The organism is Kocuria sp. KSNUG, from assembly GCF_049532735.1.
Classification (GTDB): Bacteria; Actinomycetota; Actinomycetes; order Actinomycetales; family Micrococcaceae; genus Kocuria; species Kocuria rhizophila.
In genome coordinates, this window is sequence record NZ_CP150981.1 from 2429745 (window position 1) to 2452325 (window position 22581).

The 22581-nt window shown below is 72.1% G+C and carries 21 protein-coding genes and 1 tRNA gene; 9 read left to right on the top strand and 13 right to left on the bottom strand.

Features of this window, described 5'->3' with window-relative positions; all coding sequences use genetic code 11:
• Positions 1 to 221 precede the first annotated feature (221 nt).
• The 3 genes from selB to AABM36_RS10620 form a co-directional block, all read right to left on the bottom strand.
• Positions 222 to 2012 carry a selenocysteine-specific translation elongation factor gene (gene selB, locus AABM36_RS10610; RefSeq protein WP_423446133.1) on the bottom strand — a complete coding sequence of 597 codons (1791 nt, stop codon included), beginning with the start codon at positions 2010 to 2012 and terminating at the stop codon, positions 222 to 224.
• On the bottom strand, positions 2012 to 3319 hold the full coding sequence (gene selA / locus AABM36_RS10615; protein WP_423446135.1) for an L-seryl-tRNA(Sec) selenium transferase: 1308 nt from the start codon (positions 3317 to 3319) through the stop codon (positions 2012 to 2014). Before selA ends, selB begins: the two co-directional genes overlap by 1 nt.
• A 17-nt stretch (positions 3320 to 3336) precedes the next feature.
• A tRNA-Sec gene (locus AABM36_RS10620) sits at positions 3337 to 3431 on the bottom strand.
• A gap of 73 nt (positions 3432 to 3504) precedes the next feature.
• Here AABM36_RS10620 and selD point away from each other — a divergent pair.
• The gene (selD, locus tag AABM36_RS10625; RefSeq protein WP_423446137.1) at positions 3505 to 4542 is read left to right on the top strand and encodes a selenide, water dikinase SelD; all 1038 of its coding nucleotides are present in this window, start codon (positions 3505 to 3507) and stop codon (positions 4540 to 4542) included.
• A 79-nt stretch (positions 4543 to 4621) separates the two neighbouring features.
• Here selD and nrfD read toward each other — a convergent pair whose 3' ends face one another.
• Genes nrfD through AABM36_RS10650 form a run of 5 tightly spaced genes read right to left on the bottom strand, consistent with a single transcriptional unit; the run spans position 4622 to position 12424 of the window.
• Positions 4622 to 5722, bottom strand: coding sequence for an NrfD/PsrC family molybdoenzyme membrane anchor subunit (nrfD, locus tag AABM36_RS10630; protein ID WP_423446139.1), 1101 nt, complete (start codon positions 5720 to 5722; stop codon positions 4622 to 4624).
• A complete protein-coding gene (locus AABM36_RS10635; protein WP_423446140.1) occupies positions 5719 to 6960 on the bottom strand; it encodes a 4Fe-4S dicluster domain-containing protein in 1242 nt (413 codons plus the stop codon). Before AABM36_RS10635 ends, nrfD begins: the two co-directional genes overlap by 4 nt.
• Positions 6957 to 10340, bottom strand: a complete 3384-nt coding sequence (gene fdh, locus AABM36_RS10640; protein ID WP_423446142.1) for a formate dehydrogenase — start codon at positions 10338 to 10340, stop codon at positions 6957 to 6959. The genes AABM36_RS10635 and fdh overlap by 4 nt, the downstream gene beginning before the upstream one ends.
• 55 nt (positions 10341 to 10395) lie before the next feature.
• Positions 10396 to 10734 (bottom strand): hypothetical protein, encoded by a 339-nt coding sequence (locus AABM36_RS10645; protein ID WP_423446144.1) that lies wholly within the window; start codon positions 10732 to 10734, stop codon positions 10396 to 10398.
• A gap of 52 nt (positions 10735 to 10786) precedes the next feature.
• Complete coding sequence (locus AABM36_RS10650) at positions 10787 to 12424, bottom strand: Mur ligase family protein (RefSeq protein WP_423446146.1); 1638 nt, start codon at positions 12422 to 12424, stop codon at positions 10787 to 10789.
• Positions 12425 to 12969: 545 nt separating this feature from the next.
• Between AABM36_RS10650 and AABM36_RS10655 the strand changes: the two genes are divergently transcribed.
• The 4 genes from AABM36_RS10655 to AABM36_RS10670 all read left to right on the top strand — a co-directional run bounded on the left by AABM36_RS10655 (position 12970) and on the right by AABM36_RS10670 (position 15469).
• Positions 12970 to 13341 (top strand): LppP/LprE family lipoprotein, encoded by a 372-nt coding sequence (locus AABM36_RS10655; protein WP_423446148.1) that lies wholly within the window; start codon positions 12970 to 12972, stop codon positions 13339 to 13341.
• A 227-nt stretch (positions 13342 to 13568) separates the two neighbouring features.
• Complete coding sequence (locus AABM36_RS10660) at positions 13569 to 14123, top strand: LppP/LprE family lipoprotein (protein ID WP_423446150.1); 555 nt, start codon at positions 13569 to 13571, stop codon at positions 14121 to 14123.
• A 200-nt stretch (positions 14124 to 14323) separates the two neighbouring features.
• Positions 14324 to 14653, top strand: coding sequence for a hypothetical protein (locus AABM36_RS10665; RefSeq protein ID WP_423446152.1), 330 nt, complete (start codon positions 14324 to 14326; stop codon positions 14651 to 14653).
• A 3-nt stretch (positions 14654 to 14656) separates the two neighbouring features.
• Complete coding sequence (locus tag AABM36_RS10670) at positions 14657 to 15469, top strand: nitroreductase family protein (protein WP_423446154.1); 813 nt, start codon at positions 14657 to 14659, stop codon at positions 15467 to 15469.
• Between the two features lie 20 nt (positions 15470 to 15489).
• Here AABM36_RS10670 and AABM36_RS10675 read toward each other — a convergent pair whose 3' ends face one another.
• Together AABM36_RS10675 and AABM36_RS10680 are read right to left on the bottom strand one after the other, a co-directional pair.
• Positions 15490 to 16236, bottom strand: a complete 747-nt coding sequence (locus AABM36_RS10675; protein ID WP_423446155.1) for a class I SAM-dependent methyltransferase — start codon at positions 16234 to 16236, stop codon at positions 15490 to 15492.
• Entirely contained in the window at positions 16236 to 17456 is a 1221-nt protein-coding gene (locus AABM36_RS10680; RefSeq protein ID WP_423446157.1) for a type III polyketide synthase, read from the bottom strand. Before AABM36_RS10680 ends, AABM36_RS10675 begins: the two co-directional genes overlap by 1 nt.
• Before the next feature lie 47 nt (positions 17457 to 17503).
• Here AABM36_RS10680 and AABM36_RS10685 point away from each other — a divergent pair, with 47 nt between their 5' ends.
• Complete coding sequence (locus tag AABM36_RS10685; RefSeq protein WP_423446159.1) at positions 17504 to 18328, top strand: DUF429 domain-containing protein; 825 nt, start codon at positions 17504 to 17506, stop codon at positions 18326 to 18328.
• Positions 18329 to 18443: 115 nt separating this feature from the next.
• Here AABM36_RS10685 and AABM36_RS10690 read toward each other — a convergent pair whose 3' ends face one another.
• Together AABM36_RS10690 and AABM36_RS10695 are read right to left on the bottom strand one after the other, a co-directional pair.
• Positions 18444 to 18809 (bottom strand): PH domain-containing protein, encoded by a 366-nt coding sequence (locus tag AABM36_RS10690; protein WP_423446161.1) that lies wholly within the window; start codon positions 18807 to 18809, stop codon positions 18444 to 18446.
• Between the two features lie 225 nt (positions 18810 to 19034).
• Positions 19035 to 19520: a pyridoxamine 5'-phosphate oxidase family protein gene (locus AABM36_RS10695; protein WP_423446163.1), complete on the bottom strand. Its 486-nt coding sequence runs from the start codon at positions 19518 to 19520 to the stop codon at positions 19035 to 19037.
• A gap of 16 nt (positions 19521 to 19536) precedes the next feature.
• Between AABM36_RS10695 and AABM36_RS10700 the strand changes: the two genes are divergently transcribed.
• The 3 genes from AABM36_RS10700 to AABM36_RS10710 all read left to right on the top strand — a co-directional run bounded on the left by AABM36_RS10700 (position 19537) and on the right by AABM36_RS10710 (position 21829).
• Positions 19537 to 19791, top strand: coding sequence for a hypothetical protein (locus AABM36_RS10700; protein ID WP_423446165.1), 255 nt, complete (start codon positions 19537 to 19539; stop codon positions 19789 to 19791).
• A gap of 106 nt (positions 19792 to 19897) precedes the next feature.
• The gene (locus AABM36_RS10705; protein ID WP_423446166.1) at positions 19898 to 20533 is read left to right on the top strand and encodes an endonuclease; all 636 of its coding nucleotides are present in this window, start codon (positions 19898 to 19900) and stop codon (positions 20531 to 20533) included.
• Between the two features lie 195 nt (positions 20534 to 20728).
• Positions 20729 to 21829: a glycerophosphodiester phosphodiesterase family protein gene (locus tag AABM36_RS10710; RefSeq protein WP_423446167.1), complete on the top strand. Its 1101-nt coding sequence runs from the start codon at positions 20729 to 20731 to the stop codon at positions 21827 to 21829.
• Between the two features lie 120 nt (positions 21830 to 21949).
• On the opposite strand, the gene AABM36_RS10715 is transcribed toward AABM36_RS10710, so the two are convergent.
• A complete protein-coding gene (locus AABM36_RS10715) occupies positions 21950 to 22549 on the bottom strand; it encodes a TetR/AcrR family transcriptional regulator (RefSeq protein ID WP_423446169.1) in 600 nt (199 codons plus the stop codon).
• Positions 22550 to 22581: the final 32 nt, after the last annotated feature.

The following is a 22581-nucleotide window of genomic DNA, read 5'->3' on the forward strand; positions in this document are numbered from 1 at the left end:
ATGTCGTGTCCCCGAGGCTAGTGCTCCGCGGCCGCCCCGGGGAGGGGGTTTCGCTCACGGCGCGCAGCCCGGCCGGGGTCGACGTGCCGCGCGACCGCGCCGCCACCCTGTGCCCGCGCAGCTGGCCCCGGCCGCCGAGGGTGCGGCGAACGCGGGCCGCGGGCGTCCAGCCGCAGCGTGTGCGCGTGCCACGCCCGGGGCTCGACGCCGCCCGGATCCGTTCAGCGCACGATGCTCCGGCGGGTGCCGTCCTCCCGCCGCGTCCACCCCTTGGCGTCGAGGTGCTCGAGCAGCGGGATGGCCACGCGGCGCGTGGTGCCCCACGCCTGCCGCGCCTGGCTGGTGGTGAAGGGCTGCGGCAGCCGGGCGAGCTCACGCATGGCGAGCGCGGGCGCGGTGGGCAGGAGCACGACGTCGCCCGGCAGCCTCAGCAACCTGCCGAGCCGCTGCGCCGCGGCCAGTTCGCGGGGGCCCAGCTGAAGCTCTGCCAGTTCGTAGGCTTCGGGAGCTGCGAAGGGCTCCGCACGCAGCCGCTGCTCCACCCGCGTCACCCCGGTCTCTGCGGCGCCCAGTCCGTTCTCCCGTCCCGGGGAGGTGAGGAAACCGTCCCGCTCCACCAGCCCGGCCGCGCGCACCACCGTGTCCAGGAGCTCGGCACCCGGTGCGCCGAGCACGGTTGCCGCCGCTCCCCGGGGCAGTCCCCGGGAGAGCGCGTCGCGCTCGTGGGCGGCGTCCACGGCCCGGGTCAGATCCGCGGCCCACTGCGCGAGACGCGGCGTGTGGATCCACCAGCCCTGGTCGACCACCACGTCCTCGGCGGGCGGGACGGCGGCGGTGTCGAACCCCAGCAGCCGCAGCCGGGAGACCGGGACGGCGCCAAGCTTGACCGTCTCCGCCACCGGATCCCCGGTGTCCGGGATCCCCGCGAGCCGGGCGGCCTCACGGGTGCCCGCACCGCGGCGGGTCAGGGCGGGCGGGTCGATGTCCAGCACCCGGGCGCCGCCCACGGCCACGCGGGCCCCCGGGTGGCGCAGCACCAGTCGATCCCCCGGCACCAGCGTGAGGGCGTGGTCCAGGTGGAGCCGGGCATGGTCCTCGTCCAGCGGTCGGATCCGTGCTCCCACGCCCGCCGTGCCCGCGTGCACCACGAGGTCCTCGGGGACCTCCGTGAACGGGTCCCCGCCGTGGCGTCGCGCCTCGAGGACGTCGGTGGCCGGCCAGGAGTCCGAGCTCAGCAGCACGTCACCGCGGTGGATCCTGTCCTTGCCGGTGCCGCGCAGGTTCACGGCCACCCGGTGGGTGGGTCCGATCTGCGCCACCGAGGAGTTCTGGCTCTGCAGGGACCGCACGGTGACGCTCTGCTCCCCCGCGGGCCCGCGCAGCGTCATCCGGTCCCCCACACGCAGCGTCCCCGCGGTGAGCGTTCCGGTCACCACGGTGCCCGCGCCGGAGATGGTGAACGCCCGGTCGATCCACAGCCGCACCCGCGCTTCGGGGTCCGGCGCGGGGACACGGGCCAGCACGTCGTCGAGCGCCTCACGGAACGCGTCCAGGCCGGTGCCCTCCCGCGCGGAGACGACGACGCCGGGCGCGTCCCCGAGTCCCGTGGCCGCGAGTTCCGCGCGGGCCCGGGCCAGGACCGCCTCCACGTTCTGCGGGGCACGGTCCGCCTTGGTGACCGCGATCAGACCGTGGGTGATCCCGAGGGCGGCCACGGCCTCCCGGTGGTCGTCGGACTGCTCCTGCCACCCCTCGTCCGCGGCCACCACGAACACGACCACGGGCGCGGGGCCCACCCCCGCGAGCATGTTGCCCAGGAAACGCTCGTGGCCTGGCACGTCCACGAACGCCACGTGAGCTCCTGAGGGCAGCTCGGTCCACGCGAACCCGAGGTCGATCGTGAGCCCGCGCTGCTTCTCCTCGTCCCAGCGGTCCGGTTCGATGCCCGTGAGCGCCCGGACCAGAGTGCTCTTGCCGTGGTCCACGTGACCGGCGGTCGCCACCACGTGCATCAGTGCGCCTCCGCGAGCGCCGCCGCGACGGCGTCGGTCAGCACGCCGTCCTGCGACTCGGGCACGCAGCGCAGGTCCAGCAGGCACGCGCCGTCGTGCACCCGGGGAAGCACAGCGGGATGGCCCACGCGCAGGGGGCGGGCCGTCGCCTCGGGCAGCCGGACCGCCCATCCCGGCAGGGGCACGCCCGGGGCACCACCGCCGCCCACGCGCCCCTCGTGCGGCACGACCTCCGCTCCCACCGCGGCCGCCAGCGCCTCGGTCCGCTCCCGCAACCCCTGGGGGTTGGCGTGGAGAGCCGCGGCCACCGGTGTGGTGCCGCCGCGAAGGGTTGCCTCGAGGGCCGCGAGCGTGAGCTTGTCCGCGCGCACCGCCCGGGCCAGGGGGAACCGCGCGAGGCGCTGCACCACGTCCGCCCGGCCGAGCAGCAGACCGGCCTGCGGGCCGCCGAGGAGCTTGTCCCCGCTCGCGATCACCACGTCCGCTCCGGCCTCCAGCGCCTCCGAGAGGCTCGGCTCGTCCGGGAGCGCGGGGTCCGGGCCCAGCAGACCGCTGCCCACGTCCACCACGAGAGGCACGCCGTGCTCGTCCGCGAGGCACCGCAGCTCGCGCAGCGGCACCGAGGAGGTGAACCCGTCCACCCGGAAGTTGCTGGGGTGGACCTTGAGGATGCACCCGGTCTCCGGACCCAGGGCCTCGCGGTAGTCCGCGAGGTGCGTGCGGTTGGTGGTGCCCACCTCGCACAGCCGGGCCCCCGTGGACTCCATGAGGTCCGAGAGCCGGAAGCCGGCGCCGATCTCCACGAACTCGCCGCGGCTGATGACCACTTCCCGGGCACCGGCCAGCGCGGTGGTCGCGAGCACGAGAGCGCCCGCACCGTTGTTGACGATCAGCGCGTCCTCCGCCGCGGGGCACGCCTCCAGCAGCGCCTGCCGCGCCGGGACGCCGCGCGCGGAACGACGGCCGGTGTCCAGGTCCAGCTCCACGTCCACGTAGCCGGCGGCGTCGAGCAGGCCCTGCCGCGCGGCCTCGGACAGGGGCGCGCGGCCCAGGTTGGTGTGCACCACCACGCCCGTCGCGTTGAGCACCGGGGTCAGGGAGCTCGTGCGGCGGGACGCGAGGTCGGCGGCCACGGCGTCGACCACGTCCTCCGGGGCGATCTCCCCGTTCCGCGCGCGGTCCTGGGCGGAGACGACGGCGGCCCGCACGGCGGCGTCGCCGAGATGGCCGACCGCCGCCACCACGCCAGGATCCGCGAGGACGCGATCCGTGCGGGGGATGCGGCGGCGGGGGTCCTCTGTGCTCACTGTGCTCCTCGGCAGGTTGGCGGAGGCGGACGGGAATCGAACCCGCCAGACCGAGATGCTCGGTCTCACCGGTTTTGAAGACCGGGGTGCCCACCAGGACACGGACGCCTCCGCGGCCGAATGTACCACCGCGCCCGGACGCCCTCTCCCGGCAGGCTGTCTGCGCCCGTTCCTAGACTGACCGCATGAGTGAACGCACCACGCAGAGCCCATCTCAGCAATCCGCTCCAGGTCTCGACCGTCTCACGAGCTACGCCCACGGCGGAGGTTGCGCGTGCAAGATCCCGCCGGGCGAGCTGGAGGACGCCGTCCGCGGCCTCACGGGCCAGAACGCCCCGGACGTCCTGGTGGGCCTGGACGACGGCGACGACGCCGCCGCCGTGCTCGTGCGCCCCGACCTCGCGGTGGTGTCCACGGCGGACTTCTTCACGCCCGTGGTGGACAGCGCCTACGACTGGGGGCGGATCGCCGCGGCCAATGCCCTCTCGGACGTGTACGCGATGGGCGGCACCCCGGTGGTCGCCATCAACCTGGTGGGCTGGCCGCGTGAGCTGCTGCCCATGGAGCTGATGTCCGAGGTGCTCCAGGGCGGTCTGGACGTCGCGTCGCAGGCCGGCTGCCCGGTGATCGGCGGCCACTCGATCGACGCCCCCGAGCCCACGTACGGCATGGCCGTCACGGGCACCGCGGACCCGCAGCGCCTGCTGCGCAACGACGCCGCCCGGCCCGGTCTGCCGATCACCCTGACCAAGCCGATCGGCGTTGGGCTGCTCAACAACCGGCACAAGGCCACGGGCGAGGTCTTCCCCGCGGCGGTCGACACGATGACGGCTCTCAACCGGGACGCCTCTCGCGCCGCGCTGGCGGCCGGGGTCGACGCGGCCACGGACGTCACCGGGTTCGGGCTGCTGGGTCACCTCTACAAGATGTGCCGCGCCTCGGGCGTGGGCGCCACGATCGACGCCGCCGCGGTGCCCCTCGTGGCCGGCGCCGCCGATGCCCTGCGGGACGGGTTCGTCTCGGGCGGCACCCGGCGCAACCTCGACTGGGTGCGTCCGCACCTCGCTGCGGGCCACGGCATCTCGGAGGACACCCTGCTGCTGCTCGCGGACGCCCAGACCTCGGGTGGGCTGCTCGTGGTGGGCGAGGTCCCGGGCTATCCCGTGATCGGCGAGACCACGGCGCTCCCGGAGACCACGGAAACCCTGGTCACCGTGCGCTGAACCGGTCCTGCGCACGGCGTGGCCGGGGTGGCCGTGCGCGGCCACCCCGGATCACAGCCCCGGCACGTGTCCCGGTGGATCAGCCCGCCGTGGTGATCGAGTCGTGCGTGATGCCTGCTGCGCGGCGCTTGTTCAGCCGGTTGCGCTGCGGGATCACCGTGTACTTGGGGTCCTTCACGGACTTCTTTCCGGCCCAGAACACCCCGAAGCGTGTGAGCGCGGAGGACGAGACGAGGGCGAGCCCGGAAGCCGCGGCGACCCAGCGGCGTCGTCCGCCGAACAGTGCGCCCAGCCCGCCGAGAACCGAGAGACGCTCGCTCCACTCCATCCACTGTCCGGGCCTGCCCTGCTCGAGCGGCTCCACCGTGACGGGGTCCATGGCGTCCTTCATCACGTGCATGGCCACGAGCTCCCCCGCGACTCCGGCGACCGCGAAGAACCGGGCGGGCCCGGCCTGCGCCACCGGCGTGGTGAGCATGGCCAGTCCCCCTGACGCCAGGGACGCGGAGCTGGCGAACACGAACGGCAGGTGCCCGTGCATCTCGTGCCACGTGGGGACGGCGGTGTCACTCAGGAGCATGGCGGTGTAGGTGGCCATCGGGGCCCCGAGCACGCCTGCGGCCACGCTCGTGGGCAGCTCTGCCGCGTGCAGCACCGGACGCAGCGGGCCGAGCGGCAGCCGCTCCCCCGTCATCCGGTCCACCTCCACCGCCGCGGCAACCCCCGCGTTCGTGGAGAACGAGGCGAGGACCCACGAACCGATGCTCATGGGCGAGGTCGGCTTGAACGTGCGCATCATGTGGAGGAAGCGTTCCGGGCGGCCGAGATCCGCCACCAGGAGAACCCCGCCGAGACCCGCGGCCGTGAGCGCGGACAGTCGCGCGTTGCGGCGCAGCGCGGGCTTACCGGTCAGGTACCCGCCGAGGGCGAGGATGGCCGAACCCCCGGACAGTCCGCCCAGGAACAGGTAGGAGGCGATCTTGGAGTCCCACGGCGGTGCCTTGACGATCGGGCGGCCGTAGTAGGAAGTGAACTCGGTGTCCGGCACCATGGGCATCTCGCGGGAACCGTCCCCGCCACCGCGGCGGAACGCGCCGCCGCCCGGCCCCCGGTTCCGGCGACGCCGCCTGCGCCGAGGCTCCTCGGGCGGCCGGTAGCTGTCGTACGGAGAGATGCTCATGAGCGGTCACCCGCCGTGAACGCCGCCGCGCCCAGGGCCAGCATGCCCATCACGGCCACACCCGCGCGCTTGTACATGCGGTGCAGGTCCTTGGTGGGAACCTGGGGATCCGGCGGAAGCCCGTAGACCTCCGGCTCGTCGAGCAGCAGGAAGATGGACCCGGTTCCACCCACGCCGTCCTGGGGATTGGCGCCGTACAGCCGTGCCTCGGTCCTGCCCTGCTCGTGCAGCTGGGCCACCCGCTGCTGGGCCGTGGCGAGCATGCTCTCCCGCTCCCCGTACTTGATGGACGTGGTGGGGCACGCCTGCGCGCACGCCGGGGTCTGGTCGTTCTTCATGCGGTCGTAGCACAGCGTGCACTTCTGGGCGATGCCGTCCTGCGGAACCTTGACGGTGTCCGGCATGGGAGGCGCACCCCGCTGGGTCTTCGGCTCCACCAGCCCGTCGTTGCGGCGCTCGATCACCCCGAACGGGCACCCGGCCACGCACGTGCCGCAGCCGTTGCAGATGTCCTCCTGCACCACCACGGTGCCGTACTCGGTGCGGAACAGCGCCCCCGTGGGGCACACGTCCAGGCATCCGGCGTGGGTGCAGTGCTTGCACACGTCCGAGGACATCAGCCACCGGAAGTCGGGGGTGTCCAGCACCGGGGAGTCGTCCCCACCGGTGCCTGCCACCGGAGTCGCCCCGCCACCGGACGAGCAGCCGCAGCCGCCCGCGGATCCGCAGCCCACCGGCGCGGTGACGCCCGGCGTGGACTGGGAGGAGCACGCGCCACCGGGCCCAGCGGCGTCGTGCGCCGGCTGTGCCCCGCACGCACACCCGCCGGGATCCGGCGCGGGAACGGCGGCGTCCGCCGCAGCGGGGGCGGAACCGCACGCGCACCCACCCGCGGCAGGGGCCGGCGACGCCGCCGGCGGACCCACGCGCGGCATCCCCAGGTCCACGAGAGCGCGCCCGGACTCGCGGGCCTGCTCGATGCGCTCCTGGGACTGCTCGATGAACGCCACGTGGCGCCAGGTGTCGGCGCCCAGACCACCGGTGTTGTCGTAGGAGGAGCCCAGGATCTCGTAGTCCGAGTCCACCGGGTTGCGGTTCCACTCCTTGCACGCCACCTCGCAGGCCTTGCAGCCGATGCAGATGGACGTGTCTGTGAAGAACCCGCGCCGGTGGTGCGGATGCTCCCAGGAGGTGTCGTCCGCAAAACTGGGGGTGGGTGTGAGGTTGTCCGTGCTCACTGCTCTTCTTCCTGGTCCGTCGCGGGGGTGCCCGGCCGCCAGGCCGTGGACTGTCCCGCGATGTCCCCGCTGTCGCGTCCTCGCAGCGGATCCTGGTCGAGCTCCCGCTCCGGATCCGTGATGCGCTCCATGCCCGTGCGCACGGTGAGCCCTGCCCGCAACTGGTACTCGCGCACCAGCTCCTGCCGCGCCGCGCCACGTGGCCGGCGGCCCGGGACGATGTCGCACGAACCCGTCTTGAAGTTCTGGATCTGCACGTTGGGGTCCAGCGTGATGCCCAGCAGGTCGTTGGCGCCGTCACCCGTGACCACCGCGTCCGAGCCCGCGCCCCAGTGGTACGGCAGACCGATCTGGTGGATGGTCCTGCCCGCCACGGTGAGCGGTGTCATGCGGTCCGTGACCAGCACCTTGACCTCGATCGCGGAGCGCGGCGAGATGATGGTGGCCCACCCGTACGGCTCCAGGCCCTTGAGCTCCGCGAGCTCCGGGGAGATCTCGCAGAACATCTCCGGCTGCAGCTCCGAGAGGTAGGGCAGCCACCGGCTCATGCCGCCGGCCGTGTGGTGCTCGGTCAGCCGGTACGTGGTGAACACGAACGGGTACGTCCCCGTGCCGGGTGTGTCGCCGCTGGGTGCGGAGAGGTTGTCCTTCCGCGGGAACATGATCCGGGCGGGGTTCTGCTGCTGCGCGTACAGGGTGTTGTCCACGGGGGACTCCTGCGGCTCGTAGTGCGTGGGCAGGGGCCCGTCCATCATGCCCTTGGGCGCGAACAGCCAGGCCTTGCCGTCCGCCTGCATGATGAACGGATCGTCCCCGGCCAGGGCGTCCGGTCCGGCGGCGTCCGGGCCCGGCCGCGCGGAGGGCTCACGGTCCAGTGGGAAGTCCGGGTTGTCCTTGCCCGTCCAGGCTCCCTGCTCCGGGTCCCACCACACGAGCTTCTTGCGCTCGCTCCACGGCCTGCCCTCGGGGTCCGCCGAGGCCCGGTTGTAGAGGATGCGGCGGTTCGCGGGCCACGCCCACGCCCACTGCGAGGCGATCTCGTCCTGCTGCCACCCGGGCACGCGCAGGGCCGCCCGGTTGACCCGGTCCGCGTAGATGCCCGTGTAGATCCAGCAGCCGCCGGACGTGGAGCCGTCCGCGCGCATCTGACCGTAGCTGCTGAGCGGTTCACCGGCCTGCTCCCCTGTCTCGAAGCGGCCGCTGATCTCCGCCAGCACGGACACCGCGTCCACCTCACCCTGCTCGTCCAGGGGGTAGTCCCACGTGAGGTCCAGCAGAGGCCGGTCGCGCGGATCCGTGGAGTCTGCCAACCGTTCGCGGATCCGGTTGCCCAGCTCGAAGAAGAACTCCAGCTCGCTCTGGGCGTCCCCCGGCGGTGCCACGGCCTGGTGGCGCCACTGCACCAGACGCTGGGTCTGGGTGAAGGAGCCTGACTTCTCCACATGGGTGGCCGCGGGCAGGAAGAAGACCTCGGTGTCGATGTCCTCGGTCCTCAGCTCGCCGGAGGCGATCTCCGGGCCGTCCTTCCACCACGTGGCGGACTCGATCATGTTGAGATCGCGCACCACGAGCCACTTGAGGTGGGACATGCCCATGCGCTGCATCCGCCCGTTGGCCGAGCCCACCGCGGGGTTCTGGCCCAGCAGGAAGTAGCCCTCCACCTGGTCCTCCAGCATGGACATTAGCGTCTGGTAGGTGCCGTGGGCCCCGTTGATGCGCGGAACGTAGTCGTACGCCCAGTCGTTCTGCGCGGTGGCGGCATCACCCCACCACGCCTTGAGGAGGTTGACCGAGTACGCCTCGGCGTTCGCCCAGTAGCCCTTCTGCGCGGTGGTGCGGATCCCGTCCACGTACTCCCCGAAGCTCTGCTGCGTGGCCGAGGGCATGGGCAGGTACCCGGGCAGCAGGTTGAACAGGGTGGGGATGTCCGTGGAGCCCTGGATGGTCGCGTGACCGCGCAGCGCCATGATGCCGCCGCCCGGGCGGCCCATGTTGCCCAGCAGCAGCTGCAGGATGGATGCCGTGCGGATGAACTGCGCGCCCAGGGTGTGCTGGGTCCAGCCCACCGCGTACGCGAAGCACGTGGTGCGCTCCCGCCCCGAGTTCTCCGTGACGGAACGGGCCAGGTACTCGAAGTCCTCCACCGAGATGCCGCAGGTGTCCCGCACCATCTCCGGGGTGTATCGGGAGAAGTGGCGCTTGAGGATCTGGAACACCGTGCGCGGGTGCTGCAGGGTCTCGTCCCGCACCGGCGTGCCGGCACCCACGGGGGCGCCGCCGCTGCCGTACTGCTGACCACCGGCCTGGGCACGCTCCTCGGCGCCCTTGTTGCGCTCCTCGTCCGCGCGGTGGCCCTCCCCCTCGTCCTCGGTCTGGTAGCCCCAGGACTTCAGGTGGTAGGTGCCGGTCTCGGGGTCGTAGCCCGAGAAGATGCCGTCCAGGTCCTCGGCGTCCTCGAAGTCCTCGCTGATGAGGGTGGCCGCGTTGGTGTAGTGCAGCACGTACTCGTGGAACCAGAGGTCGTTGCTCAGGACGTGGTTGATCAGCGCCCCGAGCAGCACGATGTCCGAGCCCGCCCGGATGGGCAGGTGCTTGTCGGACACCGCAGAGGTTCGCGTGAACCGCGGGTCCACGTGGATGACCCGCGCGCCGCGTGCCTTGGCCTCGGTGACCCACTGGAAGCCCACGGGATGGCACTCGGCCATGTTGGACCCCTGGATGACGATGCAGTCCGCGTTGGCCATGTCCTGCAGTGACTGCGTGGCGCCACCGCGGCCGAAGGAGGTTCCCAGACTGGGAACCGTGGCGGAGTGTCAAATCCGGGCCTGGTTCTCGATCTGCACTGCCCCCGCCGCGGTGAACAGCTTCTTGATCAGGTAGTTCTCTTCGTTGTCCAGCGTGGCACCGCCCAGGGAGGCGATGCCCATGGTGCGCCGCAGCGGACGGCCCTGCTCGTCCGCGTCCTGCCAGCCGCGGCGTCGGGACTCCAGGAAGCGGTCGGCGATCATGTCGATGGCCGTGTCGCGGGCCAGGGGCTCCCACTCGGCGGCGCCGGGCGCGCGGTACAGCACCTGCGTCTGACGGCCCGGGGAGTTGACGAGCTGCTCGCTCGCGGAGCCCTTGGGGCACAGACGCCCGCGGGAGATCGGCGAGTCCGGGTCGCCCTCGATCTGGATGACCCGTTCGTCCTTGACGTAGACCTTCTGGCCGCAACCCACCGCGCAGTAGGGGCAGATGCTCTGCACCACGCGGTCCGCCGTGGCCGTGCGCGCGGTGATCTCCCTGGTCCTGCGGGACTGCACCGCACTGCTGCGGCCGGTGGTGTCCCCGGTGCGGAGCTGGCGGATGACCGGCCACTCCAGCGGGCTGAATCGTGACATGGGATCAGAGTAGACCCGTCATCCGACAATCGCGGGGACGTCGCGCGTGCCGCCGTCAGCCCTCGGGGTCCGCGGGGTCCACGTCGACCTCCTCGAGCCCCCGGTTCACCTCACGGTCCGCCTGCGGGTCCTCCATGAGTGCCGTGACCTCGGGATCGTTCATCTCGGGGTCGGTGTCGGTGCCCGCCATCAGCGTCTCGTCGTCGGCGAGCTGACGCACGTCGGCCTCCTCGGGGTGCTTCAGCGGGTCCGCGTCCTGCCCCCACTGGGCGTCGTCCTCCTCCCAGGCGTCGTCCTCGTCGCCCGAGGTCTCGGCGAACTCGTCCTTGCCCAGGATCTGGTCCTGCACCTCGGGGTCGTCCAGCGGGTTGGGGTCGGGAATGGGCTGCGTCATGGTTGCTCCTCGCCAGGTTCTCGTCCGTCGCGCGGTCGCGCGCACGGTCAGCCTACGGCGCGTCCCGCGGCGCGCTCCACCCTCCATGCCCCTGTGCGTCGGCACCGCCCGTTCCCTCGGCTCCGAGCTCCGGGGTGGCCATCCGCGCCGCAGCCTTGCGCACCTCGTAGCTGTCCACGAACGGGATCCGGGTCCCGGTCGGGCCGATCTCCATCCAGCGCTCATGCCCCTTTCCGTAGAGGGCGATGGTGTCCTTCGGCCCCGCGAGCTCAAGTGCCACGCGAATGGCATCGCGCCGGGTGGGCGCTTCCAGGATCTCGGGCTCGGGGCGACCCGAGGCGCGCAGGTCCTCGACGGCCGCTCTGACGCCCCGCATCACTGCGGCGCGGATGGCCGCGGGCTCCTCGGACCGGGGATTGTCGTCCGTGACCAGGACGACGTCGGCGCCCGCCTCCACGACGGCGCGTCCCGTGAGCTCCCGCTTGGCCTTGTCCCGGTCGCCACCGCTGCTGGCCGTGGCGAGGAGCCGCCCCCGGGTCCGGGCCCGCAGTGCGGACACGGACTTGGCGGTGGCGTCGGGCGTGTGCGCGAAGTCCACCAGGACCGTGGGCCACCGCGGCCCCAGATCCACCCGTTCCATGCGTCCGGGAACACCTACCGGGCCGTCGAGCGCCCGGGCCACCTCCGCCATCGGGTGGCCCGCCTCCGTGAGCATGAGTGCCGCCAGAGCCGTGTTCACGCGGTTGTGCTCCCCGGGCAGCGGCGCACGCAGCCGCAGGCGACCGCGACTGCCGTGCAGCACGAACTCGTCTGCCCCCTGCTTCCCGGTGAGGTGCCACGCCGCGGCTGTCCCTGCTCGCGTGCTCAGAGTCATGGTGGGCAGTCCCCGGCGCCGGGCGAGTCTGTCGACGCGCCGTCCGGCGTCGTCGTCCACCACGATCACGGCGCGGGAGGCGAGCTGCGGGGTGAAGAGCCGGGCCTTGGCGTGGAAGTAGGACTCCATGTCCCCGTGGTAGTCCTGGTGCTCGTGGGTGATGTTCGTGAACCCCACGGAGACGAATCGGACACCGTTGACGCGGCGCTGGTCCAGCGCGTGGCTGCTGACCTCCATGACCGCGGCGTCGTTGCCCGCCTCACGCATGCGTGCGAGCAGGTCCTGGACGTGCGGTGCGGTGGGCGTGGTCATGGCGCTGGGCCGACGATCGGAGCCGATCACGGTCTCCGGTGTGCTCAGCAGACCCGGGAACCTGCCCAGCCGGCGAAGTGCGGCCTCCAGGATGTACGCCGTGGTGGTCTTGCCGTTGGTGCCCGTGATGCCGAAGACGGGCATCTCTCGCGACGGCTCCCCGTGCAGCAGGGCCGCCATCGGGCCCAACGCGGCGCTGGGATCATCGTGGGCGAGGACCGGAACGGGCAGATTCTCGCCGATCAGTCCGAGACCGCGCGCGTCCGTGAGCACGGCCACGGCACCCCTGGCAACGGCCTCCCTCGCGTGCTCGGCACCGTGACGGCGACGCCCCTGCCGCGCGACGAAGAGATCCCCCGGGCGGATGTCACCGTGGTCCTCCGTGACCCGGCACACGGTGATTTCGGTCAGTGCTGGAAACCCCTGCCGTCCCGCTCCCGGCACGGCTCCCACGCGGTGCGCCAGCTCCGCAACGGACCGTTCACGACTGCCGCTCGCGCTCATTCCTCGGTTCCCCCTCAGCGGTCCGGGCCCCGGTGCCCGTCGGTTCCTCAGACTACCGACGAACCGAGCCCCGCCTGCCGTCACCGGCACGTGTCAGGGCGGCGTGCCGGTCGCTGCGACACTGACCATGCGAAATCATGCGGTCGTTGCTTCCGTGAACGAAACCGGGCACGCTGATCAAGACCGTGAGAACACGGGTCCGCACCTGCCCCAGGAGAGCCTCCATGCCTCGATTCCGGAAACTCACAGCCGCCTCGGCACTGCTGGCTCTCGGGGTTGGATCCCTCACCGGGTGCGGGTCCGACTCCTCGGACGAACCGCAGCCCGTGGCCACCAGCGCCCAGGTGGCCGGCCCGACCTCTGGCATCCGTTCGCAGGCGGCGTCGCCGGCGCCTGAGGAGTCGTCGGAACCGGCCGAGCAGCCGACCACGGAGCGCACCAGGGAGTCCTCGCCAGAACCCACGGAAGACTCGGACGGGAACAATGCGTCGGCGAGCGCTCCGGCCGGACAGGACGAGTGCGGCGCGAGCGGCGCGGATGCTGCCGTGAGTGCACATCTGGCCGACGTGCCGGGCGTCACGGATCCGTCGGCGTGGACCGTCGAGGAGAGCGACGGCTACGATCCGTGCGCAGACCTCTCCTGGATCACCCTGAGCGGTGGCGGGACGGGTTCGTCCCCGCGGCAGCAGATGCTCTTCCACGAGGGCGACTACCTGGGAACCACCACGGCCGAACCCATTGGTTTCCATCCCGCCACGGTGCGCCTCTCCGACTCCTCCATCCAGGTGACCTACACCTACCCCGAGGACGGCGAGAGCAACGCCGAGGCCAGCGGTCGGGCGGTCTCCACGTACACGTGGAACGGGACCACGGAGTCCATCGACCACGCCGGAGAGTGGCCTCCGGGCATTGGCTGACACCCGACCACGGCGCTTCTGACGAGCCACCGTTCGGCAGTGTGACGCAGTTGTGACCCGGCGGACGACACCGGCGTGACCTGCGACGACACGACTGCCCACGACTCTCGGCCGGCACGGAAACCCACCGAATCCCGTGTTTGCTATTGCACATGACCCGATGAGGTCCCAGTGTGGAACCGGATCGCCGAACGGTGATCGTACGGAGAACACCAAGGAGTCACGTCATGGGACACCTCACCCGTCTTTCCACCCGCACCACCGCAGTGGCCGCCGGAGCCCTCCTCCTGGCCGGGGGCCTCGCCGGTCCCGCCACCGCGTCCACCCCTGTAGCGGAGCTCACACCGCAGGCCGCGTCGAACGGCTGCCCCAACGACTCGCCGGAGGACGCGCTGCGGGCTGCCGCTCCCCTGCTGACCCCGCCCTTCGGCCCGGAGGTGCCGAATGATCCCGGGTGGGCCATCGACTCCGCGGACACCTCCACCTACAACGGCTGCGCCGCTCTGTCCTGGATCGCCGTGGCGGCCAACGGCGCCACCGCGTCCTCGCCCGAGGCCATCCTGCTGTTCTCGCACGGCATCTACCTGGGCACCGCGTCCGCAACGCACTTCGGTTTCGAGCCCAAGGTGGAGCGCCTGGACGACGCCAACCTCAGGGTCACCTACCGGTACCCGCTCGAGGGGGACGCCAACGCGGCGCCCCGGGGCCAGGCCGTCTCAGAGTTCTACTACGACGAAGACTCGGGCAGCGTGGTGCACACCGGCGAGTTCCCGCCGCAGTGACTCCGCGTCCGACACCCCGGCCCAGTCGACGCGCGGGGTCGTCCACCACCTGGTGGGCGACCCCGCGCGTCGTGCTTCACCCGTGCGCGGCCTGATGATGCTGCTGGGCCCGATTTCACATCGTCACGCCTGTTCCACCACCCGGGTGTGTGGCGTGTGACACCATGGCCGCGGAGCACACGCCGTCGTGAAGGAGAGCCATGGACCCGGTGCGAACGCTCGTGACGGCCGCGGCGGCGTCGTACACGGCGAACTGCACCCTGGGCGGCTCGGTGGCCCTCGGCCTGCTCGACACCTCGAACGTGCGGTGGGTCCACCACGGCCTGTACATCGCCACCTCGTCGCTCACCGCGGCCGCGTGCGTCGCCGGGCTGAGGGCGCACTCGACGACGCCGCTCGCGCTGACCCCGGCCCTCGCTCCCCTGTTCCTGCTGCAGCGCCACGGCGCACGCCCGCTGCGGCGACACACCCGGGACGCCCTCGCGGCGGCCCCCTGCTACGTGGCCGGTCTCGTACTGGCCTGGAGGTGAATCGTGGAATTCCAGGATGTCGTGTTCAACCGGCGGACCACCAACGGCCCGTTCCGGCCGGACCCGGTGAGCCCCGAGCACCAGCAGCTGCTGATCCGTGCGGCCGCCGCGGCGCCGTCCCAGTTCAACAGCCAGCCGTGGCGGTTCGTGCTGATCGAGGACCGGGACACCATCGAGACGGTCGCCCGCATCAGTGGCGAGAGCATGACCGAGGTGATGGGTGCGGGCACGTTCTTCGACCGGTACAAGAAGTACTTCCGGTTCAGCCAGAAGGAGATGGACACCCTGCGCAGCGGCATGCTCTTCGACAAGCTGCCCGCACTGCTGCGTCCGTTCACCTCCCGGGCGTTCACACCGTCCGGGCAGGCGCTCATGAACAAGCTGCGCGTCCCGCAGACCCTGGGCGAGGAGAACCGCAAGCTCGTGGCGGGGTCACCCCTGCTGATCGGGGTGATGCTCGAACGCGGCGAGTACCGGCCGGAGGAGCTCTCCGGGTTCTACTCCGTGTTCAGCATGGGCGCGGCCATGGAGAACCTGTGGCTGACCACGGTGGAGCTGGGCATGGGCATCCAGTTCGTGTCCTTCCCCATGGAGGCCCCGCACCAGTGGCAGCGGATCGTGGACATGCTGCACGTCCCGGACGATCTGGAGCTCATGGCCGTGTACCGGCTGGGCTACGTGCCCGAGCGCACGCACCGCCCCGCGATCGACTGGTCCAGCCGCGAGCGCAAGCGCCCCTCCCAGTTCGTGTTCCGGGAGACGTGCGACACCCCGCAGCAGGGCTGGGACCAGGACACGAGACCCGGCTCCGCCTGAGTCCTGCCCGGTGGTGCCGACTACGCGCGGCTCCCGCCCCTCCGCGGCGGCCTCGCCCCCTGTGACCGGTACACCGCGAGCACCCGGAAGAACCGCTGCCGCACGGCCTGCCAGCCAGGGGGCAGAGCCGCGGCCAGCTCGGCGGGCGTGTGGCTGCGCCGGATCGAGAGCAGCCCGTCGAAGCGGACGAAGGTCCGGGCGCGGGCCAGGGGCAGCGTGGCCACCCAGTAGACGAGCCACGCCGCTCGGCTGCGGCGCAGGTCGTTGTGCACGGCCACCCCGCGTGTCAGCGCCACGGAGTCGCAGAGCACCCCGGCCAGTTCCGCGGGGGTGAGGTGGTGCAGCATGTGGTTGGAGATCACCGCGTCGTAGCTCTCCCCCGCCTCCACCAGCGCGCCACTGGCCACCGTGCGGTAGGTGATGCCGGCCCCACGGTCGTGGGCTGCGGCCCACCGGGTGGCCCGCTCGTCGGGGTCGATGCCCGTGATCCGCACGTCGAGTCCGTCCCGGTGGGCCCACCGCGCAACGGCCCGGGCGACGTCGCCGCCCCCGCACCCCACGTCCAGCACCGTGGCCGGGCACCCCTGCCGCGCGGCGGCCCGCAGGACGGGCCGCAGGTGCCGCCGGTACACCGGCCGCCAGGACGCCACGAGCGGGTTGATCACCCCGAACAACCGGTAGGTGTTGTCCAGGGCCACGGGATCGCACGCGGGGTCGTCCATGAGCTCGGGCTCGCCCACGGACCGGCGGCGCAGAAGGAGGTCCATCAGCGCTGCGCGGCGGGAGACAGCCGGAGCAGGGCGGACTCGATGCTCAGACCCGGCCCGAACGCCATGGCCGCCACGGGCCCGGGGGTCCCGGTCCGCAGCAGCCGGGCCAGGACGAAGAGGATGGTGGCGCTGCTCATGTTCCCCGCCTCCTGGAGCACCGCACGCGAGGGCGCCATCTGCTCGGCGCTCAGCCCCAGCCGGGACTCCACCTTGTCCAGGATGCTGCGTCCACCCGGGTGCACGGCCCACTGGGGGATCTCCCCCACCGGGAGACCCGTGCGCCGGAGCAGGGGCGCGAGCGCGTCGGTCACGTGGTCGTCGATGATGCGGGGCACGTAGGTTCCCAGGATCATCTCGAAGCCCTCGTCCCCCACGCTCCACGCGAGCTCGTCCTCGCCCGTGGGCGCCAGGGTGGTCTCGAAGTCCACGAGCTCCAGGGTGGGGCCGGGGACGGCGACGTCGCGCGCCGTCACCACCGCGGCCGCCGCGCCGTCCGCGAACAGGGCGTTGCCCATGACGGTGTCGGGATCGTTGCGCACGTGCAGGTGCAGCGTGCACAGTTCCACGCACACCACGAGCACCACGGCGTCCGGGTCCGCGCGACACGCGGTCGCCGCCGTCTGCAGCGCGGGAAACGCCGCGTTGCACCCCATGAACCCCAGGTGCACGCGCTTGACGTCCGCCGGCAGCCCGAGGTCCTTGGTCACGCGGACGTCCGGGCCGGGCGCGAAGAACCCCGTGCAGGACACCGTGACCACGTGGGTCACGTCCGCCGCGGTGATCCCGGGCCCGACGCCGCTCAGCGCCGCCCTGCCCGCGGCCACGAACAGCTCCCGGGCGTTCTCCGTGTAGAGCCGGTTCCTGGCGTGGGTGCCGGGTGAGAGCAGGTGCCCGGTGACGGGATCCACGAACGGCGACGCCGCGGCGTCGCCACCCGAGGTCTCCCCGCGCAGCGTCTGCCGGGGCGCCGCCGGACCGCGCTCCCGCTCGCCCGCGAGGTCCTCGTCGGGGGCGTGCGCAGCGCGCGCGGCGGCCTCCGCCAGCTCGGGGAGCACGGTGTGGCGCGCGGCCACCCCGGCGCCCCCGAACGCGGAGCGCACGAGCCGCGAGCCCAGGCGCGTCATCCCCGGCTGACCGGCGAACAGCCCGGTGACGTCCTCCTGCCGGATGACGGTCCCGGGGACCACGGTCTCGATCGACAGCATACGAACGGTCATGGCCCCATCGTAGGCACCGCACGGTCGCCACGGCCTACGGTGGGCCCATGACTGGTGAGCCCTCGTCCCCCTCCCACGCTCCCGCTCTGCTCAACGGGTCCGATGGCCAGCCGCGGAGGTGCCGCCGATACGCAGGCGTGGACCTCGCGGCGGACCCCGCGCGCACGGGCATCGCCGTGATCCGGGAGGATCACGACCGGGTGGTGGTGGAGCGGGTCGAACTCGGAGCGGCCGACGACGCTGTGCTGGCCGTGGTCCGCGACGTGCACCGAGCCGGGATAGACGTCCCGTTCGGCTGGCCCGCACCGTTCGTGGCCTACATCTGCGCCCAGGCCACCGGGCAGGTGCCCGCTCCGCCCGCGACCGATCCGGCGTGGCGACGCAGCATGGCCCAGCGCACCACGGATCTGCACGTGCGCACCCGCACCGGTCTGATCCCCCTCAGCGTCTCCACGGACCGCATCGCGTATCCGGCGCTGCGCTGGGCCGCCCTGGAGAGTCGCCTCCTCGATGGTGGGCTCCACGTGCCCCGGGACGGCTCGGGTCGCTCGTGCGAGGTGTACCCGGCGGCCGCGCTGGCCCGCTGGGGATTCCCGCACCGTGGCTACAAGGGGAGCAAGAACGCCGCCCACCGTCACCACCTGGTGACGCGCCTGGTGGCGCAGCTGCCGTGGCTCGAGTGGTCGGGGCACGAGTCGATGTGCCGGGCGGACGACAACGTGCTGGACGCCGTCGTCGCCGCCCTGGTGGCACGGGAGGTGGATCTCGGCCGGTGCGAGTCCGCGCCACCTGAGCTGGCGTCCGTCGTCGCCCGCGAAGGGTGGGTGTGGCTGCCGGCGAGCACACCGACGCCGCCGGTCGCCCACCGCTGAACGTCGGGACGCATCAGCACGCCCCGGCGCGAGAGCTGGAAACGCCGTGTGCCCCGCGCATCGGCACGGGGCACACGGTGAACCGGTCACCCGCCGGGGCGAGCGGGCGACCTGGTCAGCCGAGGACGGAGTGGGCGATGAGCTGGTCCAGGGCGACCACGTCGATGCCGCGGCCCACGTTGATCTTCATGACTCCGGCGCGGGTCCAGAGCTGGACCTCCGCGTTGAAGTCCAGGGTTCCGGCGTTCTCCGTGGACCACATGCTGATGCTGGAGTAGGGGATGGAGACCGTCTCGGTCTTCTTGCCGCGCAGGCCCTGGGCATCCCGCACGATCAGACGGCGGTTGGTGAAGGTGGCGGTGTCCCGCACGGTCTTGAACGAGGCCACGGGAACCTCACCGGCCACCAGGAACGGGGCCATCTCGGCGGGGAACTCCACGTGGGAGAGGAAGGTCCACACGCTGCTGGGGGTCGTCTCCATGATGATCGGGCTCCTCTTCTCGGCCCGTGCGGGGCCGGTCACTGGTGCGGTCGGGTGAGTGGGTCCTGTGGCTCACCCGTACGGGAATCTTCCCACGAGAGCCGGCACAGCAGCTGGGGACCAGCTGGGTGCCACCTGGTGGGGTGGCGAACCGTGGAACGGCCGCGGGCCGCGCCCGCACGGTGCGAGCGCGGCCCGGTCAGGTCCGCAACGACTCCGATGCGATCAGAGGTCCACGACCTCGTTCTCACCGTCCACGGTGTCGCCGGTGACCTTGGCCTTGATCAGGTTGGCCACCTGGGTGACCTTGCTGCCGCCCGGTGCGTCCCAGTACTCGGCGGTGTCCCCGTCGATCTCGATGAGCACGTTGTTGGGGTTCTCGGGGCCGCCCTCCAGCCAGGAACCGGTGAAGGAGCTCCACAGCTCGCGCAGCTTGTCCGTGTCGTTGACGATGCGCGCCGTGCCGCTGAACGACACCCAGGCGCCGTTGCCCGCGTAGGCCACGTTGACGTTCGGGTTCTTCTGGATGTCCATGCCCTGGTCGGAGGCGCGCTCCGCGATGAAGCGCACGGTGCCGTCGAAGTCGACCTCCTGCGTGGCCATGGGCTTGGAGACCAGGCGGCCGTTCTCGTCCACGTGCGTGAGCATGGCGATGCGCGTGCCCTTGATGATGTCGCGGACCTTCTGGATGTTCTCGTTGCTCTCTGCCATGGCACTGCCTTCCGTCGTGACCGATCAGTTGGACCGCCGCCCGCCGGGTGCTCGATCGCTCGCGCAGAACGGGGCGGCGTCGATCATCAGTCTATTGATCAGTGACCTTGCCCACGAGGAGTTGGCCGCCAGCGGAATCCTCCGCACCCTGGTCACCGCTTCCCGCCGCGCGACGACGCCGATCGGCCGGCTTTCCGCCGTCCGCCCGGCCCGCTGCGTTCCACCGCCGGCACTCACGGGCCGCTCGACCTCCCGGGCTCGGCGGTTCTAGGCTGGACGGACGGCCCACCCACCGGTGACAACGCCCCGCGAGCCGCGCGGCGTCGTCGTCCCCCGTGGGCCGGAACCCGCCGAGCCGCACCGAGAGGAATGCCGCTGTGGCCCGAACCCCTGCGCAGACCGTGGACGCGCTGCTGGACCGGCACGGCCGCACCTACGCGCAGGAGGCGGGGATCGAGCTGCGGGACACCCCCGCTCCCCTCTACCAGCTGCTCGTGCTGGCCAACCTGCTCTCCGCCCGGATCGGGGCACCCGTGGCGGTGGCCTCCGCCCGCGCGCTGTTCGACGCCGGGTTCCGCACGCCGGAGAAGATGCGCGCGGCGTCCTGGCGACAGCGGGTGAGCGCGCTGGGACGTGGCGGGTACAAGCGGTACGACGAGCGCACCTCCACCATGCTGGGCGACGGCGCGGACCTGCTCCTGGACGCCTGGGGCGGAGACCTGCGAGCGCTTCGGGACGCCTCCGACGACACCGCGGGGATCCTCCAGCGGCTGCAGGAGTTCCCCGGCATCGGACCCACCGGCGCGTCCATCTTCGCGCGCGAGGTGCAGGGCGTGTGGCCGGTGCTGGCCCCGCACGTCGACAAGAAGGCCCTCGCGGGTGCCCACCGCATCGGCCTGCCGGAGGACGCCGCCGCGCTGGCGGATCTCGTGGCCCCCGAGCAGCTGCCCGTCCTGGCCTCCGCGCTGGTGCGCGTGGCCCTGGACCGCACGAAGGGCGACCCGTTGGGATAGGCCGCGGTCTGCTCGCACGTCCCTCTGCAGATCCCTCTGAAAGGCCACCGCACCGTGTCCTGCTCCACGCCCCACCCCGCTCCGGCACCCGCGTGCCCTGACCGTCGCCCCCACCGCGCAGAAGCCTGCCCGGCCGCCCCGTTGACCGTCCTGGATCCCGCCGTGCCCTGCCCGACGCGGCCCACGCCCACTCCCGTGCTGGTTGGTCACCGCGGCGCGGCCGGCACCGCCCCCGAGAACACCGTGGCCGCGTTCCGGCAGGCCCGCTCGTCCCGCGCGGACTTCTTCGAGCTGGACGTCCAGCTCTCCGCCGACGGCGTGCCGTTCGCCTTCCACGACGACACCCCCGCGCGCACCACCGACGCGGCCCGGGTCTTCCCCGGGCGGGAGCACGACCCCGTCACCTCCTTCACGTGGGCGGAGCTGCAGCGCCTCGAGGTGGGCTCACACTTCGCGCACACCTTCCACGGTGAGAGGATCCCGCACCTGGACGATGCCGCCGCGGTCGCCGGTGACCGGATCGGGGTGTTCATCGAGGTCAAGTCGCCCGAGAACTCGCCGGGCATCGAGCAGGTCCTGGCGGACTCGCTGCAGCGCAAGCCCGTGTGGCAGTCGCTGGTGCGGGAGGGCCGGGTGGAGGTCCTGGGCTACGACGCCGCCTCCAACCGGGCGATAGCGGCACTGGCCCCGGAGATCCCCCTGCAGCAGCTGGCGGACGAGGTGCCCGCGGCTGCGGAGCTGGGGGAGATTGCCGGATACGCGCACGGAGTGGGCACCGAGTACCGGCCGCTGGACGCCGCGGCCGTGCAACGGGTCAAGGCCGCGGGCCTCAGCGTGGGCGTGTACACCGTGGACTCCCCGGATGCCTGTGACCGGATGGTCGCCCTCGGGGTGGACCGGATCACCGGGGACTTCCCCGTGCAGCTGGCCCGCCACGTGCAGGGATCCGAACCGTTCCCCCACAACGAGGGGCTGCGCGTGGTGAGCGCCAACGGCCAGGATGCGGACCAGGAGCCGCGCCGGTGCACCCGCGGGCACGTGGTCCTCCACAACACCTCGCCGCACCCGGTGGACGCCTCCGGCTACAGCATCCGGGCTTCCCGCGGCCACAGCATGACCGTGGACCGGGGCTGCGTCCTGGACCCCGGTCAGCAGCTGCACCTGCACACCGGGCCGGGCACGCGCAGCTCCGACTCCACCACCCTGCAGCCAGACGCGGACCTCCCGGACCACGTGGGTGACTCCGTGGCCCTGTGGTCACCCCAGGGCGTCCTGCAGGACACGTTCGCACACTGAGACTGGCCCACGCTCCCCGGCATGGCGCCCAGGCGCGAGCGAGCTCGTCCCAACCGGCCCCGCGGACAGCCCGAACCCGGTGGCGTTGCCCGGCGTGAGTCCGCCCGCGTGCGACCCGTTTCAGTCCGACAGGAGCAGCGAGAGCCCACGTTCAAGAGCGTCCTCGACGCCGCGACGCACGGGATCCGGCGCATTGAGGCAGTCCAGTGTCAGCCCGTTCACCAGGGCTGTGACCAGGGGCGCGGCGGTCTCCGGGCTCAGCCCGTCACGGAGCACTCCGTCCTTCTGCGCCCGGCTCAGCGCCTCGCGCACTTGTGCCTGGAACGTGCGCATCTCGTCCCAGTACAGGTCGGCCAGCCAGTCCCGCGTGGAGGCAGCGGCGCCAAAGCTGACCCAGACGGCCGCGTCCTCATCGCGCACCCCCTCCCCCGGCAGCAGCTCGCTCAGGGTACGTGTGAGTGACGCGCGGTGACCCGGTTGACCGCGAGCAGCCATGACGCGCTGCGTCTGCCGCTCCACGGAACGCTCCAGGGCCGCGACCAGGAGGTCCTTGCGGGTTCTGTAGTGGTACTGCACGGTCCCCGCGGACAGCCCGGACTCCTGGGCCACGCTGCGCACACTCACCACGTCGAACCCGCGGTGGGCGATCACCCTGATCGCCGCCTCCGCGATGCGCTGGCGACTCGGTGCACTGTCACCCGACATCAGTTGCTCCGGCATCTTCCCACCACCTCTCGTACAAGTGTATGGTC

Coding starts and splice junctions, on each gene's coding strand:
- selB (WP_423446133.1), bottom strand. CDS start 2,012: ATGCACGTGGTGGCGACCGCCGGTCACGTGGACCACGGCAAGAGCACT.
- selD (WP_423446137.1), top strand. CDS start 3,505: ATGAGTGAACGCACCACGCAGAGCCCATCTCAGCAATCCGCTCCAGGT.
- nrfD (WP_423446139.1), bottom strand. CDS start 5,722: ATGAGCATCTCTCCGTACGACAGCTACCGGCCGCCCGAGGAGCCTCGG.
- AABM36_RS10645 (WP_423446144.1), bottom strand. CDS start 10,734: ATGACGCAGCCCATTCCCGACCCCAACCCGCTGGACGACCCCGAGGTG.
- AABM36_RS10650 (WP_423446146.1), bottom strand. CDS start 12,424: ATGAGCGCGAGCGGCAGTCGTGAACGGTCCGTTGCGGAGCTGGCGCAC.
- AABM36_RS10660 (WP_423446150.1), top strand. CDS start 13,569: ATGGGACACCTCACCCGTCTTTCCACCCGCACCACCGCAGTGGCCGCC.
- AABM36_RS10665 (WP_423446152.1), top strand. CDS start 14,324: ATGGACCCGGTGCGAACGCTCGTGACGGCCGCGGCGGCGTCGTACACG.
- AABM36_RS10675 (WP_423446155.1), bottom strand. CDS start 16,236: ATGGACCTCCTTCTGCGCCGCCGGTCCGTGGGCGAGCCCGAGCTCATG.
- AABM36_RS10680 (WP_423446157.1), bottom strand. CDS start 17,456: ATGACCGTTCGTATGCTGTCGATCGAGACCGTGGTCCCCGGGACCGTC.
- AABM36_RS10685 (WP_423446159.1), top strand. CDS start 17,504: ATGACTGGTGAGCCCTCGTCCCCCTCCCACGCTCCCGCTCTGCTCAAC.
- AABM36_RS10690 (WP_423446161.1), bottom strand. CDS start 18,809: ATGGAGACGACCCCCAGCAGCGTGTGGACCTTCCTCTCCCACGTGGAG.
- AABM36_RS10695 (WP_423446163.1), bottom strand. CDS start 19,520: ATGGCAGAGAGCAACGAGAACATCCAGAAGGTCCGCGACATCATCAAG.
- AABM36_RS10715 (WP_423446169.1), bottom strand. CDS start 22,549: ATGCCGGAGCAACTGATGTCGGGTGACAGTGCACCGAGTCGCCAGCGC.